The organism is Pseudomonas sp. SD17-1 (genome assembly GCF_029201585.1).
Classification (GTDB): Bacteria; Pseudomonadota; Gammaproteobacteria; order Pseudomonadales; family Pseudomonadaceae; genus Aquipseudomonas; species Aquipseudomonas palmensis.
Window position 1 is genome coordinate 2,082,106 of record NZ_CP104044.1, and the last position, 12,849, is coordinate 2,094,954.

The window sequence follows — 12,849 nt, forward strand, 5'->3', positions numbered from 1 at the left end:
ACTCGACCTCTTCGGCATGCACAGGCGGTCGGCCAGTTGAAGTTCTCGCACATTGAAGCGCAGCAGGGGAGTGGGGCTTGGCAGTAAAGCCCGAAGGCTGCCGCGCAAGGCGCGGCAGCCTCGGCGGGTCAGTCGACCGCAGGGCGGTTCTGGCTGCGTTCGGCCTTGTAGCGGATCGCGACGGCCGGGGCGGGTTTGGCGTCGCCGGTTTCCAGCCATTGGCGCATGCGGCTGGCATCGGCGAAATGGGTGTACTTGCCGAAGGCATCGAGTATCACCATGGCCACCGGGCGATTGTCCATCCGCGTCAGCAGCACCAGGCAATGACCGGCCTCGTTGGTGAAGCCGGTCTTGGTCAGCTTGATGTCCCAGTTGCTCTTGTTGACCAGGTGGTCGGTGTTGCGAAAGCCCAGGGTGTAGTTGGGTTTCTTGAAGGCCACGGTCTTTTCGCGGGTGGTGCTCAGCTCGCTCAGCAGCGGGTAGCTGCGCGCGGCCAGCAGCAGCTTGCTCAGGTCGCGGGCGGTGGACACGTTGCTGGTCGACAGGCCGGTGGGTTCCACATAGCGGGTATGGCTCATGCCCAGGGCCTTGGCCTTGGCGTTCATGGCCTTGATGAAGGCGGCGTAGCCACCGGGGTAGTGGTGCGCAAGGGTCGCGGCGGCCCGGTTTTCCGAGGACATCAGGGTAATCAGCAGGGTGTCGCGACGGTTCAGCTCGCTACCCAGGCGAACCCGCGAGTACACGCCCTTCATTTCCTTGGTCTGGGCGATGGTGATGGTCAGGAGTTCGTCCATGGCCTGCTTGGCATCGAGCACCACCATCGCGGTCATCAGTTTGGTGACCGAGGCGATCGGCACCACACGGTCCGGGTTGCTCGCATAGAGCACCTTGTTGGTCTGCAGGTCGATCAGCAGTGCACTGCCCGAGGCCAGGTGCAGCTTGGCAGGGTCGCGCTGGACCTGGGGGGCCGGTTGGGCAACAGCGTTCGACGTGACGCTGGCAGTGCCAGTGAGCATCAGCAGCAGGCTGAGAATAGACAGGGAGGTTTTCACGTTGGTGCTCACTAAATGTAGGTATGTCGTTGGCTGTGCACAGGTTTTTTATTACAAGCCGTTACATTCTAGGAGTATGGTCGAGTCTGTGTCGATTGCCCCGTAAACATTGGGCGAACTATGAAATTTATTTAACCCTGGGCTTCGTTTGCAGCGGCTGGATCGGCGTGCCGAACCAGCCGAGCGGGACCTTAGCGGGACTTGAGGTAGCCGGCGGTGACGGCCTTGAGCAGCTCGTGACCTGCCTCGGCCGCCTTGGCGGGCGTCTGCGGCAGCTTGTACTGGCCGCTGAGGATGATCGCCAGGGTCATCTGCTGCGCGGCGGCAAGGGGGTGTTGGGCTGGGTCGAGCGGGGCTGGAAATCCTTTTTCAGCGGTCATGCGAACTCCTGAGTTCAGGCTGTGAGGGTATGCCAGCCTAGGCCTGAACGGCGATCAAGCCAATGCGGGCGGTTTCCCCGACAGCCAGCGCCCTGCCCGCAGGCAGGGCGCTGGGCCGGTGCTACCAGCGGGGCGGTCCGTAGTACACCGGTGGCGGGCCGTAGTAGCGCTCGCGGTAATACGGCGGCGGTACCGGTACGTAGCGCTCCACTACCGGATACGGCGGGTACGGCTGGTAGTACACCGGCGGCGGCGGGGCCTGGACATACACCGGCGGGGGACCGTAGTAGGCCGGCTGGCGCTCGACGTAGACGGTACGGTCGTGATTGCCGGACACCACCGCACCCACCACGGCACCGACGACGGCCGCGCCAAGCACCGGGCCGGCACCGCCGTGCCAGCCGCCGCCACCACCGTGGGCGGCCGCTTGCCCGCAGACGGCCAGGGCGCCAACCAGCAGGGCGATTCTCGGGATGTGACGGTTCATGAAGACTCCTCGGTTTGCAGCCCCGGCGCTGGTGCTGTCGAGACACCCAAGACGTGGCGCGGGGATACCCATAAGACCGCAGCCCCGGAAAAATGGCACGGGCGTTGAGTAAAGGTTGTGTAAGCCCCGATCAACGGTTCGGTGGGCAGTGAGTGCATACTGGTGCCCCTGCCGTTTTCAGGAGCCAATCGATGACCCCCAGCAAAGACACCGTTTTGTGCATGTCCCTGGCCGGGCGCCCCGGTACCTTCGGCGTGCGCTTTCATAACCATCTGTACCAGCAGCTGGGGCTGGATTACTACTACAAGGCCATGACCACCACCGACCTGCCGGCCGCCGTGGCCGGCATTCGCGCGCTGGGTGTGCGTGGGTGCGGTGTGTCGATGCCGTTCAAGGAGGCCTGCATCGCGTTGCTCGATGAACTGGACCCCTCGGCGGCGGCCATCGATTCGGTGAACACGCTGGTCAACACCCAGGGGCATCTCAAGGGCTTCAACACCGATTACCTGGCGGTGCGTCAACTGATCCACCAGCATCGCCTGGACCCTGCATGGAGCGTGGCGCTGCGCGGCAGCGGCGGCATGGCCAAGGCGGTGGCGTGCGCGCTGCGCGATGCCGGTTTCAGCGACGGCACGATCGTTGCGCGCAATCGCGAGGCCGGCGAGCGGCTGGCCCGCACCTGTGGCTATCGCTGGCAGGCCGAGCCACACGGTGTGCGGGCCCGGTTGCTGGTGAACGTGACGCCGATCGGCATGGCGGGCGGGGCCGAGGCGCAGCAACTGGCCTTCGAGCACGAGCAGATCGAGGCGGCGCAGGCGGTGTTCGACGTGGTGGCGATGCCGGCGCAGACGCCCTTGATCGTGGCCGCCCAGGCTGCTGGCAAACCAGTGGTTACCGGGCTGGAGGTGATTGCGCTGCAGGCGCTGGAGCAGTTCGTGCTGTATACCGGGGTGCGCCCCGATTCACGGCAGATCGCCGAAGCGGTGGCGTTTGCGCGGGGCGATTGAGCCCTGCAGGCAGGTTCGCGCCAGGCAGTGAGCGGGAGCGACTGAACGCGCTCCCGCAACGTGTTGCTCGACCCTGTGCCGAGCTGGCTACTCCAGCTGCGCCAGGCGTTCTTCCAGCGCCGCGATACGCGCCTCCAGTGCCTCGATGCGCTCGGCCGACACGCCGCCGACAGGGCGTTCCGCGCCTTGCTGGCGTGCCGCCAGAATCGCTTCGATGTCGGCCGGGTCGCCGAAGGCATGGGTGTAGCGGTCTTCGCGCTGGCCGGGCTGGCGCGGCAGGTGCAGGGCAAAGCCCCGGGCTACCAGGCGCTCCAGCTGATGCAGCACCTGTTCGGCATCCTCGAATTCATGCATGCGGTTGCTGCGCGTCAGCAGCTCGCTGACCGTCTGCGGCCCGCGCAGGAACATCAGCCCCAGCAGCACCTGTTGCGCCGGTACCAGCTCCAGCGCCTTGTCGACGCGGTGCTCCCAGCGGTCGGCCCGGCTGCCCATCTGCAGGCGCGCCAGGCCCTGGCTTTCGAGGGCACGCAGGCTCTGGCCGACCTGGCCCTGGGTCAGGTTCATCACCGGCTCGCGGCTGGTCTTCTGGTTGCAGGCCAGCACCACGGCGTTGAGGGTGAGGGGGTAGGTTTCGGGGCTGGTGGCCTGCTTTTCGATCAAGGCGCCGAGGATACGGATTTGCGTGCTGTCGAGGCGCTGCTCGTCAACGGGGGTGTCCAACTCAGTGCTCATCGCGCGTTCCCTATGCTGTGGAAGGCAACTAGCCTAATCCTTGCAGAATAAAAGACAAGCCGCCGGGCGCCGCCAAGCGTGTCTATAATCGGCCACGCTCAATCCATCACCCAGCGAGACTGTCATGACCATTTCCCTGTACGCCGCCTCTGTTCCCGTTTTCAAGCAGATGCTCAATGCCCTGAGCGATGTGCTGGGCAAGGCCCAGGCGCACGCCGAGGCGAAGAATATCGACGCCAATGTCTTCCTGCAGGCGCGCCTGTACCCCGACATGTTCCCGCTGGTTCGCCAGGTGCAGATTGCCGTGGACTTCGCCAAGGGGGTTTCGGCCCGCCTGGCCGAGGTCGAACTGCCCAAATACGACGACACTGAAACCACCTTTGCCGAGCTGCAGGCGCTGATCGCCAAGGTGTTGGCCTTCGTCGAGCAGATCGAAGCGAAGCAGATCGACGGCAAGGAAGGCATCGAGATCATCACCCGTCCGGGTACGCCGAAAGAAAAACGCTTTACCGGCCAGAGCTACCTGCTGACCTACGGCCTGCCGCAGTTCTTCTTCCACGTGACCACGGCCTACGCCATCCTGCGCCACAATGGCGTGGAAATCGGCAAGCGCGACTACATGGGCGCGTTCTGATTACCCAGGCATGAAAAAAGCCCGGCAAGGTCAACGCCTTGCCGGGCTTTTTCATGCCTGCCAGGATCAGCTCGCCTGGCGTTCCTCGGCCTCGCACGCGGCGGCCGTGAACAGCACGTCGGTGGACGAATTGAGCGCCGTTTCGGCCGAGTCCTGCAGGATGCCGATGATGAAGCCTACCGCCACCACCTGCATGGCCACCTCGCTGGGAATGCCGAACAGGCCGCACGCCAGCGGAATCAGCAGCAGCGAGCCGCCCGCCACACCCGAGGCGCCGCATGCGCACACGGCGGCGACCACGCTGAGCAGGATGGCCGTGGGCAGGTCGACGCTGATGCCCAGGGTATGCACCGCCGCCAGGGTCAGCACGGTGATGGTGATGGCCGCGCCGGCCATGTTGATGGTCGCACCCAGCGGGATCGACACCGAGTAGGTGTCTTCATGCAGCCCGAGCTTTTCGCTCAGGGCCAGGTTGACCGGAATGTTGGCGGCCGAGCTGCGGGTGAAGAACGCGGTGATTCCGCTTTCGCGCAGGCACAGCAGCGTCAGCGGGAATGGGTTGCGACGGATTTTCCAGTACACGATCAGCGGGTTCATCACCAGCGCCACGAACAGCATGCAGCCGATCAGCACCGCCAGCAGGTGCAGGTAGCCCAGCAGGGCCCCCAGGCCGGATTCGGCCAGGGTCGCCGCCACCAGGCCGAAGATCCCCAGAGGCGCGAAACGGATGACCATGCGCACGATCAGCGTTACGCCCTTGGACAGGTCGTCGACCACGGTGCGGGTGGTTTCACCGGCATGTCGGATAGCCACGCCCAGGGCGATCGCCCAGGCCAGGATGCCGATGAAGTTGGCCTCCATCAGCGCAGTCACCGGGTTGGCCACCACGCTCAGCAGCAGGCCTTGCAGCACTTCGCTGATGCCACCAGGCGGGCTCATCGCCACATCATGAGTGGCCAGCACCAGCTGGGAGGGGAACAGCATGCTGGCGACCACCGCCACTACCGCTGCGGAAAAGGTGCCGAAAAGATAGAGCACCAGAATAGGGCGGATATGGGTTTCCTGGCCGTGCCTGTGGTTGGCGATGGAAGCCATCACCAGGATGAACACCAGAATGGGTGCCACCGCCTTGAGTGCACTGACAAATATCTTGCCGATAAATGCCAGGTTCAGCGCGGCGGCTGGCCAGAGCAGCGCCACGGCAATGCCGGCCACCAGGCCGATCACGATCTGCAGTACCAGACTGGTACGGTTCAACAGGTTCAGAAGTGGGGTCATGACAGGTGTTTCTCGTTCTTGTGCAAGGTCCGGGAGGCCCGGATAGCGTAGCAAAGGCATGCCGCGGGCAAGCCCTGCGGCGAAAGGGGCGGGACTTTAGCACAGCACGCGGGCCCTGACCGCAGCACACTGCCTGGCGGTAGGTGGGGCGTGTTGTCGCGATGCGTCGGCGCGTCCTTCTATCGACGGTTCGGGCCGTGGAATGTTTAGGCCCGGGATGTGATGTCGGTGCCGTGTGTCTCTCAGGGCGCAGGCCAGTTGAACAGCTCGCGGCGGGCACCTTCGGTGATCGCGACGATGCCCGGGTGCTTGACCTTGCGCTCTACCGAAATGGCATAGAACGACTCGGTGACGGCATCGGTCTGGCCGATCAACTCCACCCCGTACTGGCGGCAGACCTCGTCGGCGATCACGCTGGGGGCGATGAAGATGCCGCTGCCCGACTGCCCGAATGCCTGCATCAGCGCACTGTCATCGAATTCGCCGACGATGCGCGGCTGCAACTGTTGCTCGGCGAACCAGCGAAGCAGCCGGCTGCGCACCACCGTCTCCTGGCCGGGAATGAGCATCGGTGCATGCTGCAGGCCGACAGGAAAGGGCGCCGGATGCAGGGCAGCCAGTGCCGGGGTGGCGAAGAAACTGATGCCGCACTCCCCGAGCTTCTGGCTGTAGCCCTTGATGTCCAGATGGCTGGGCATCGGGCTGTCGGAAATCACCATGTCCAGGCGCTGTACTGCCAAATCTGCCAGCAGGCGCTCGAGCTTGTCCTCGCGGCAGGTCAGGCGCAGCGGGTCGGGCAGCTCCATGGTCGGCGCCAGCAGCCGGTACACGATCGACTTGGGCACCACGTCGGCCACCCCCACGCGAAACAGAATCTGCTGCTCATCGGGCTGGGCGCGCAGCACTGCTTCCAGTTCGCCGCCAATCTGGAACATCTGCTCGGCGTAGGACAGGGCCTGGCGCCCGGTCTCGGTCAGTTCGAGCTGGCGTCCCACACGGCGAAACAATTCGATACCGTAGCTATGCTCAAGCAGGCTGATCTGCCCGCTGATGGTCTGCGGGGTGAGATTGAGCTGCTCGCCGGCACGCACGATGCTGCCGGTCTTGGCCACGACCCAGAAGTAATGCAGTTGTCGGTAGTTGAGCATGTGCATCTCCGATTCGTAAAAACCGAAGTATAACTGCTGAAAATACGAATTTTCCGGATGTTTCAGTCTCTTTAGAATGCGTCGCTATCAAGGCAAGACCTTCAGAGAGGAACCCATGCTGTATTTCAAATCGATTGGCACACCCCTGGTGATGGCGCTGGCGCTGCTGGCCATGAGCGGTTGCGAGCAGGCGGAAAAATCTGCCCAGCAGATGCTCAACCAGGCTGCCCAGTCGGCCAAGGAAGCGATCGACAAGACCAACGATGCCGCCCAGCAGGCGCTCAGCGACGCGACCGGTTCGCCCCTGGCGAAAAAGCCCGATGAGTCCCAGGACAAACCCGAGCGCGACGACAGCGCCCGGGAAATCTGATTTTTTACCCACACTGATTCAGGATTGATTCATGGAATACCTGTTGGAACTTGCTGCAAGCCCGACCGCCTGGGTGGCCCTGGCTACCCTGGTGGCCATGGAGATCGTGCTGGGCATCGACAACCTGATCTTCATCTCGATTCTCACCAACAAGCTGCCTGAGCAGTTCCGCTCCAAGGCACGGCGCATCGGTATCAGCATGGCGCTGGTGATGCGCCTGGGCCTGCTCAGCACCGTGGCGTGGATCGTGCAGCTTACCGAGCCGGTGGTGGACGTGTTCGGCCATGCCTTCTCGTGGAAGGACATGATCCTGATCGCCGGTGGCCTGTTCCTGCTGTGGAAGGCGACGTCCGAGATTCACCATAGCGTCGACCCGCGTGCCAAGGAAGAGACCAAGGCGTCGTCTACCGTGACCCTGGGCTTTGCCGCGGCGATCGGGCAGATCCTGGTACTGGACATCGTGTTCTCGATCGACAGCATCATCACGGCCGTGGGCATGACCGAGCACTTGCCGATCATGATCATCGCGGTGATCAGTGCGGTGATCGTGATGCTGGTGGCCGCCGACCCGCTGGCCCGGTTCATCAACGACAACCCTACCGTGGTGATGCTGGCCCTGGGCTTCCTGATCATGATCGGCATGACCCTGATCGCCGAAGGCTTCGGTGCCCACGTGCCCAAGGGTTATGTGTATGCGGCGATGGCGTTCTCCACCGCGATCGAGGTGCTCAACATCATGTCGCGCCGGGCTCGCGAGCGGCGCGAGGCGCTGCAAGCGAAACCTGACTGACCGCTTCGCCAGCGACGTCGGCTCTGCAGGACGCACCTGCAGACGCCGGCGTTGTCGGCGAAGGTTGTTATGCAGTGTCGCGTCAGTGCGCGTTGGCGTGGCGGCGAGCGTGCCGCTGTGCCTCGGATGCAGCCCTGGTCGGCTGCGGATGGTGCAGATGGTGGCGGCGCGCGATGCGCAACACCCCCCAGAGCATGGCTGCGGCTACCACCAGCCACGTGCCTATCAACAGAAAGATTCCCATCGTCAGACTCATTGCGTGCCTCCTTCGACTGGGCAAGCTGCACTCGCCATTCGGACACAAGCTCAGTCTAGCCCATCGTCTGTGACAGACGGTTGACCAGTGGTCCAGCGCCTTGGTTCAGTTCGCTCTAAGCGTGCCGCGGGCTATACCGCAGGCCTGCGCCAGCCTATGATCGCAAGCCAGGGCCGGGCGTCGTCTGCCCGGCATCAGCACAAGCGAGTGTCCATGTTGCCCACCGCCCCCAAACGTCGCGTGTCCCATCGTCTGCTGCTGGCTTGCCTGCTGGCCGCCAGCCTGGCCGGTTGCGCCAGCCAGCCTTCATCCCAGCTCAACAGCCTGCCCCAGCGCGTGGAACTGGGCGCGGTGCCGTTCTACCGTGGTAACGCCAACCAGAGCGCGCCGATGGCGCTGGCCGCGATCCTCTCGCAGCAGGGGGTGCGCATCACCCCCGGCCTGCTCAAAGGGCCCTTGCAACTGCCACAAGGTGTCGACAGGCTGCAGGCCTCGGTAGCGACCGTGGCACGCCAGTACGGCATGGTGGTGTACCCGCTCGACGGCACCCTGCCGGCGTTGCTGACTCAGGTGGCCGCGGGCAATCCGGTGCTGTTGCGCTATCAGGAAGGTTCGGCGTTCTGGAGCGAGCCGCGCTATGCCCTGCTGGTGGGCTATGACCGCTACAAGTCGCGGGTGCTGCTGCGTGCGGGCAACAATCGGCGGTTGCTGATGGACTTCGACGATTTCGCCGCAGCCTGGAAGAAGGAGGGGAGCTGGGCGGTGCTGGTGCAGCCGCCCGGCCAACTGCCGGCCCAGGTGGACCGCCAGCGCTGGCTCAAGGCCGCCAATGAACTGGCCCAGGCAGGCCAGGAGCAGGCGGCCCGCCAGGCCGTCAATGCCGTGGGGCAGTGACGGCCCGGGGTTGCCGGCTTACACGCCCAGGCGGTCGCGCAGGCTGTAGTACCACGCGCCCAGGGCACTGAACGGTACGCGCAGCATCTGGCCACCCGGGAACGGGTAGTGCGGCAGTTCGGCGAAGGCGTCGAAACGCTCGGCCTGGCCGCGCAGGGCCTCGGCCAGCACCTTGCCGGCCAGGTGGGTGTAGGTGACGCCGTGGCCGCTGCAGCCCTGGGAGTAGTAGATGTTGTCGCCCAGACGACCTACCTGCGGCAGGCGCGACAGGGTCAGCAGGAAGTTGCCGGTCCAGGCGTAGTCGATCTTCACGTCCTTGAGCTGCGGGAAGGCCTTGAGCATTTTCGGGCGGATGATCGCCTCGATGTTGGCCGGGTCACGCGCGCCGTATACCACGCCACCGCCGAAGATCAGGCGGTTGTCGCCGGTCAGGCGGTAGTAGTCGAGCAGGTAGTTGCAGTCTTCCACGCAGTAGTCCTGCGGCAGCAGGGTACGTGCCAGCTCTTCGCTCAGCGGCTCGGTGGTGATCACCTGAGTGCCGCATGGCATCGACTTGGCGGCCAGTTCCGGTACCAGGTTGCCCAGGTAGGCGTTGCCCGCCACGATGATGAACTTGGCGCGCACCTTGCCCTGCGGGGTATGCACGACCGGGTTGGCACCGCGCTCGATGCGGATGGCCGGGGACTGTTCGTAAATCTTGCCACCCAGCGATTCCACTGCGGCGGCTTCGCCCAGGGCCAGGTTGAGCGGGTGGATATGGCCGCCGCTCATGTCCAGCATGCCGCCGATGTAGCTGTCGCAGGCGACCACTTCACGGATGCGACGCTGGTCCATCAGTTCCAGCTGGGTGTGGCCGTAGCGTTCCCACAGGCGTTGCTGGGATTCCAGGTGGCCCATCTGCTTTTTGGTCAGGGCGGCGAACACGCCACCGTCCTTCAGGTCGCACTGGATGTTGTACTTGGCCACGCGCTCGCGGATGATGCGCCCGCCTTCGAAGGCCATCTGGCCGAGCAGCTGTGCCTGTTTGGGGCCGACGGTACGTTCGATCACGTCGATGTCGCGGCTGTAGCTGTTGACGATCTGACCGCCGTTGCGGCCAGAGGCACCGAAGCCGACCTTGGCGGCTTCAAGCACGGTGACGCTGAAACCGTTCTCGAGCAGGAACAGGGCACTGGACAGGCCGGTGTAACCCGCACCGATCACGCAGACGTCGGTCTGTACTTCTTCCTGCAGGCTCGGGCGCTGCGGGACGGGGTTGGCCGATGCGGCGTAATACGACTGGGGGTAGGGGGTGTTGGCCATGTGCGGGCACCTCAGGGTTTGTAGTTGTATGTTCTATATTTTTTACGATTGTGCAGATCGTATCAACAATAATAAACACCCGCCAGCCAGACGGTAAAAATCGCGCAAACCCGGGCTGGGGTAAAAAATATTAGTATTCAGTGGCTTAGCGTGAAAAAAAGTATTGACACGCTGCGTCGATTGCGTAGAATGCCGCCTCACAGCAGGCACATAGCTCAGTTGGTTAGAGCACCACCTTGACATGGTGGGGGTCGTTGGTTCGAATCCAATTGTGCCTACCAAACATCACCGCCCCTGCTGGCGGTACACGAAAAAGGCGATCCGAGAGGGTCGCCTTTTTCGTTTGGGCCGTTTTCATGGGCGCGGCAAAGCTGCTGATTTTTTTGTACATTTCGCTTTACGAGGGGGCTCGAACCTGAGTAGAATGCGCCCCGCAGCAGGCACATAGCTCAGTTGGTTAGAGCACCACCTTGACATGGTGGGGGTCGTTGGTTCGAATCCAATTGTGCCTACCAAACATCACCGCCCCTGCTGGCGGTAACACAAAAAGGGCGACCCGCAAGGGTCGCCCTTTTTGTTTGCCTGAAGCAAAGGGCGCGGCCGGATTGCTCGGGCCGCGCGGTGCATCAGGGGATACGGGTGATCTCCACGCCGCTCTGTACCAGCTCGAAGCGATCCTCGCCCAGGTGGTTGACCCGATCGCCGATGGCCAGGCGATAGCTGGTGATCGGCAAGGAGTCGGCACTTCCATCGGCCTGCAGGGTGGCTTCCTGAAATTCATGAACGGGGTAGATGCGTCCTTCAGCATCCCGAGCATGAAATTGTCCGACCAGTACTGCTGTCATTTGGCGTGTGCCCTCTGAAATGTTCTCTATGGGCCATAGACCACTGTTTTGCCTGGGAAGTTTAGTCCCCCTGGAAAAAAACCTGTGGGCCGCGCCGTAGCGTCTATAACTACCACTTCTCTATGTCGATCAGGTTGGAGCGTGGTCATGAGCCAGGTCTATTCGGTTGCGGTGTTGGTAGGCAGCTTGCGCAAGGAGTCGATCAACCGCAAGGTCGCCAGGGCGCTTGCAGAGCTGGCACCGGCCAGCCTCAAGCTGGGTATCGTCGAAATTGGCGAGCTGGCGTTGTACAACGAGGATATCGACACCGACCCGCCCGCAGCCTACAAGGCCTTTCGCGACAAGGTGCGTGCCAGCGACGCGGTGCTGTTCGTGACCCCCGAGTACAACCGCTCGGTGCCCGGGGTGCTCAAGAACGCCATCGACGTCGGCTCGCGCCCGTATGGGCAGAGCGTGTTCAGCAAGAAGCCGGGGGCGGTGATCAGTGTGTCGCCGGGGGCGGTGGGGGGCTTTGGTGCCAACCACCACCTGCGCCAGTCCCTGGTGTTTCTCGATGTGCCCTGCATGCAGCAGCCAGAGGCCTATGTGGGTGGGGCGGCGACGCTGTTCGACGAGCATGGCAAGCTTTCGGAGAAGACCCGGCCGTTTCTGCAGAGCTTCATCGACAGTTATGCGGCGTGGGTGGTGCGGCACCTGGCATAGGGCCCAGGCGCGCCCTTGGCTGGCGAGGGCGGCTCCTGGCCTGCAGGAGCCGCCTTGCCGATTGCAGGAGCCGGCATTGCCGGCGAAAGCCCCAACGCGGTCTACACCCCCTGCGGCATCTCACCCTGCGCCAAACGCCGATTGATATCCTCCACCACCTGCGGCAGGTCATTGATGGTGTCGATCAGGTAGTGCGGGCGTGACCCTTCGAACAGCGCATGAATGCGCGCACGCTCGCTGGCCAGTTGCTCGGCATCCAGCGCCAGGTAGCCTTCATGGGTCAGCCCCAGCGCGTTGCCCGAGCACACCAGCGCCACGGTCCACATGCCGGCACGACGCCCTTCCAGAATGCCCGGTACGGTGTCGTCCACCTTCACGCACGCCGCCACATCGTCGATACCCAGCGCAATCACGTTGGCCAGCGCCTGGGCCGGCCACGGGCGACCGTTGGGGGTCTGGTCGGTGGCCACCACATGGTCGGCCACATAGCCATTGCGCCCGGCCAGTTCCACCACCTTGTCCATCACCACCTTCGGATAGCCTGAGCACGAACCGATCTTCAGGCCCTGCCGGCGCAGGGCGCTGATGGTCTGCAGTGCGCCGGGGATCAGCGCCGAATGGGTGGCGATCTTTTCGATCTGCAGCGGCATGAAGCGGTTGTAGAGCGCCGTCACGTCATCATCGCTCGGCACGCGGCCGAACACCGCGCGATAGCGCTCGGCAATCTGCGGCTGGTCGCACAGCGTGCGGATATGGTCCCACTTGCCCATGCCCATGGGGCCACGGGCCTCCTCGATGGACACCTGTACATCGAATTCGGCAAAGGCCTCGACGAAGATCTGCGTGGGGGCGAACGAGCCAAAGTCGACCACGGTTCCGGCCCAGTCGAGAATGGCCGCTTGCAGTTTTGTGGGGTTGCTGTAGTTCATCATTGCGTTCCTTGTTCGGTATACCGCAGAAAAGGGGGATAAA

Annotated in this window: 16 protein-coding genes and 2 tRNA genes; 8 read left to right on the forward strand and 10 right to left on the reverse strand. The window is 63.6% G+C overall.

The genetic code is table 11. From position 1 onward, the window contains the following. Nucleotides 1-128 precede the first annotated feature (128 nt). The 3 genes from pbpG to N0B28_RS09340 all read right to left on the reverse strand — a co-directional run bounded on the left by pbpG (nucleotide 129) and on the right by N0B28_RS09340 (nucleotide 1,919). Entirely contained in the window at nucleotides 129-1,052 is a 924-nt protein-coding gene (gene pbpG / locus N0B28_RS09330; RefSeq protein WP_275731563.1) for a D-alanyl-D-alanine endopeptidase, read from the reverse strand. Between the two features lie 191 nt (nucleotides 1,053-1,243). After that, nucleotides 1,244-1,432, reverse strand: a complete 189-nt coding sequence (locus N0B28_RS09335) for a hypothetical protein (RefSeq protein ID WP_043863041.1) — start codon at nucleotides 1,430-1,432, stop codon at nucleotides 1,244-1,246. A gap of 121 nt (nucleotides 1,433-1,553) precedes the next feature. Continuing rightward, on the reverse strand, nucleotides 1,554-1,919 hold the full coding sequence (locus tag N0B28_RS09340; RefSeq protein WP_054915708.1) for a hypothetical protein: 366 nt from the start codon (nucleotides 1,917-1,919) through the stop codon (nucleotides 1,554-1,556). A gap of 191 nt (nucleotides 1,920-2,110) precedes the next feature. Between N0B28_RS09340 and N0B28_RS09345 the strand changes: the two genes are divergently transcribed. Continuing rightward, nucleotides 2,111-2,926, forward strand: a complete 816-nt coding sequence (locus N0B28_RS09345; protein WP_043863039.1) for a shikimate 5-dehydrogenase — start codon at nucleotides 2,111-2,113, stop codon at nucleotides 2,924-2,926. 87 nt (nucleotides 2,927-3,013) lie between these two features. On the opposite strand, the gene N0B28_RS09350 is transcribed toward N0B28_RS09345, so the two are convergent. Then, entirely contained in the window at nucleotides 3,014-3,658 is a 645-nt protein-coding gene (locus N0B28_RS09350) for a DUF480 domain-containing protein (protein ID WP_043863038.1), read from the reverse strand. A gap of 124 nt (nucleotides 3,659-3,782) precedes the next feature. Between N0B28_RS09350 and N0B28_RS09355 the strand changes: the two genes are divergently transcribed. Further along, a complete protein-coding gene (locus N0B28_RS09355) occupies nucleotides 3,783-4,292 on the forward strand; it encodes a DUF1993 domain-containing protein (protein ID WP_043863037.1) in 510 nt (169 codons plus the stop codon). Nucleotides 4,293-4,358: 66 nt separating this feature from the next. On the opposite strand, the gene sstT is transcribed toward N0B28_RS09355, so the two are convergent. Both sstT and nhaR read right to left on the reverse strand, forming a co-directional pair. Next, nucleotides 4,359-5,570 carry a serine/threonine transporter SstT gene (gene sstT, locus N0B28_RS09360; protein ID WP_275731564.1) on the reverse strand — a complete coding sequence of 404 codons (1,212 nt, stop codon included), beginning with the start codon at nucleotides 5,568-5,570 and terminating at the stop codon, nucleotides 4,359-4,361. 242 nt (nucleotides 5,571-5,812) lie between these two features. Further along, nucleotides 5,813-6,718, reverse strand: coding sequence for a transcriptional activator NhaR (gene nhaR / locus N0B28_RS09365; RefSeq protein WP_043863167.1), 906 nt, complete (start codon nucleotides 6,716-6,718; stop codon nucleotides 5,813-5,815). Between the two features lie 115 nt (nucleotides 6,719-6,833). Between nhaR and N0B28_RS09370 the strand changes: the two genes are divergently transcribed. Further along, the gene (locus N0B28_RS09370; RefSeq protein ID WP_078480500.1) at nucleotides 6,834-7,088 is read left to right on the forward strand and encodes a hypothetical protein; all 255 of its coding nucleotides are present in this window, start codon (nucleotides 6,834-6,836) and stop codon (nucleotides 7,086-7,088) included. A gap of 31 nt (nucleotides 7,089-7,119) precedes the next feature. Beyond that, on the forward strand, nucleotides 7,120-7,878 hold the full coding sequence (locus tag N0B28_RS09375; RefSeq protein WP_043863034.1) for a TerC family protein: 759 nt from the start codon (nucleotides 7,120-7,122) through the stop codon (nucleotides 7,876-7,878). Nucleotides 7,879-7,960: 82 nt separating this feature from the next. Here the strand turns inward: N0B28_RS09375 and N0B28_RS09380 are convergent, their stop codons facing one another. Beyond that, nucleotides 7,961-8,134, reverse strand: a complete 174-nt coding sequence (locus N0B28_RS09380; RefSeq protein WP_167400240.1) for a hypothetical protein — start codon at nucleotides 8,132-8,134, stop codon at nucleotides 7,961-7,963. A 156-nt stretch (nucleotides 8,135-8,290) separates the two neighbouring features. Here N0B28_RS09380 and N0B28_RS09385 point away from each other — a divergent pair, with 156 nt between their 5' ends. Then, on the forward strand, nucleotides 8,291-9,028 hold the full coding sequence (locus N0B28_RS09385; RefSeq protein ID WP_275731568.1) for a peptidase C39 family protein: 738 nt from the start codon (nucleotides 8,291-8,293) through the stop codon (nucleotides 9,026-9,028). Nucleotides 9,029-9,046: 18 nt separating this feature from the next. Here N0B28_RS09385 and N0B28_RS09390 read toward each other — a convergent pair whose 3' ends face one another. Then, complete coding sequence (locus tag N0B28_RS09390) at nucleotides 9,047-10,330, reverse strand: FAD-binding oxidoreductase (RefSeq protein ID WP_043863032.1); 1,284 nt, start codon at nucleotides 10,328-10,330, stop codon at nucleotides 9,047-9,049. A gap of 204 nt (nucleotides 10,331-10,534) precedes the next feature. Between N0B28_RS09390 and N0B28_RS09395 the strand changes: the two genes are divergently transcribed. Further along, nucleotides 10,535-10,611: transfer RNA gene (locus tag N0B28_RS09395), tRNA-Val, on the forward strand. A gap of 157 nt (nucleotides 10,612-10,768) precedes the next feature. Further along, nucleotides 10,769-10,845, forward strand: a tRNA-Val gene (locus N0B28_RS09400). Nucleotides 10,846-10,956: 111 nt separating this feature from the next. On the opposite strand, the gene N0B28_RS09405 is transcribed toward N0B28_RS09400, so the two are convergent. Then, nucleotides 10,957-11,175: a hypothetical protein gene (locus N0B28_RS09405; RefSeq protein WP_043859680.1), complete on the reverse strand. Its 219-nt coding sequence runs from the start codon at nucleotides 11,173-11,175 to the stop codon at nucleotides 10,957-10,959. Nucleotides 11,176-11,322: 147 nt separating this feature from the next. Between N0B28_RS09405 and N0B28_RS09410 the strand changes: the two genes are divergently transcribed. After that, nucleotides 11,323-11,877, forward strand: coding sequence for an NAD(P)H-dependent oxidoreductase (locus N0B28_RS09410; RefSeq protein ID WP_078480502.1), 555 nt, complete (start codon nucleotides 11,323-11,325; stop codon nucleotides 11,875-11,877). 101 nt (nucleotides 11,878-11,978) lie between these two features. On the opposite strand, the gene phnX is transcribed toward N0B28_RS09410, so the two are convergent. Continuing rightward, the gene (gene phnX, locus N0B28_RS09415) at nucleotides 11,979-12,806 is read right to left on the reverse strand and encodes a phosphonoacetaldehyde hydrolase (RefSeq protein WP_054915714.1); all 828 of its coding nucleotides are present in this window, start codon (nucleotides 12,804-12,806) and stop codon (nucleotides 11,979-11,981) included. Nucleotides 12,807-12,849: the final 43 nt, after the last annotated feature.

Bases quoted from the DNA above. Each gene is read 5' to 3' on its own strand.
- N0B28_RS09390 (WP_043863032.1), bottom strand. From the start codon at position 10,330: ATGGCCAACACCCCCTACCCCCAGTCGTATTACGCCGCATCGGCCAAC.
- N0B28_RS09350 (WP_043863038.1), bottom strand. From the start codon at position 3,658: ATGAGCACTGAGTTGGACACCCCCGTTGACGAGCAGCGCCTCGACAGC.
- N0B28_RS09380 (WP_167400240.1), bottom strand. From the start codon at position 8,134: ATGAGTCTGACGATGGGAATCTTTCTGTTGATAGGCACGTGGCTGGTG.
- N0B28_RS09385 (WP_275731568.1), top strand. From the start codon at position 8,291: ATGATCGCAAGCCAGGGCCGGGCGTCGTCTGCCCGGCATCAGCACAAG.
- phnX (WP_054915714.1), bottom strand. From the start codon at position 12,806: ATGAACTACAGCAACCCCACAAAACTGCAAGCGGCCATTCTCGACTGG.
- N0B28_RS09340 (WP_054915708.1), bottom strand. From the start codon at position 1,919: ATGAACCGTCACATCCCGAGAATCGCCCTGCTGGTTGGCGCCCTGGCC.
- N0B28_RS09375 (WP_043863034.1), top strand. From the start codon at position 7,120: ATGGAATACCTGTTGGAACTTGCTGCAAGCCCGACCGCCTGGGTGGCC.
- N0B28_RS09405 (WP_043859680.1), bottom strand. From the start codon at position 11,175: ATGACAGCAGTACTGGTCGGACAATTTCATGCTCGGGATGCTGAAGGA.
- sstT (WP_275731564.1), bottom strand. From the start codon at position 5,570: ATGACCCCACTTCTGAACCTGTTGAACCGTACCAGTCTGGTACTGCAG.
- N0B28_RS09355 (WP_043863037.1), top strand. From the start codon at position 3,783: ATGACCATTTCCCTGTACGCCGCCTCTGTTCCCGTTTTCAAGCAGATG.
- N0B28_RS09335 (WP_043863041.1), bottom strand. From the start codon at position 1,432: ATGACCGCTGAAAAAGGATTTCCAGCCCCGCTCGACCCAGCCCAACAC.
- nhaR (WP_043863167.1), bottom strand. From the start codon at position 6,718: ATGCTCAACTACCGACAACTGCATTACTTCTGGGTCGTGGCCAAGACC.
- N0B28_RS09410 (WP_078480502.1), top strand. From the start codon at position 11,323: ATGAGCCAGGTCTATTCGGTTGCGGTGTTGGTAGGCAGCTTGCGCAAG.
- N0B28_RS09370 (WP_078480500.1), top strand. From the start codon at position 6,834: ATGCTGTATTTCAAATCGATTGGCACACCCCTGGTGATGGCGCTGGCG.
- N0B28_RS09345 (WP_043863039.1), top strand. From the start codon at position 2,111: ATGACCCCCAGCAAAGACACCGTTTTGTGCATGTCCCTGGCCGGGCGC.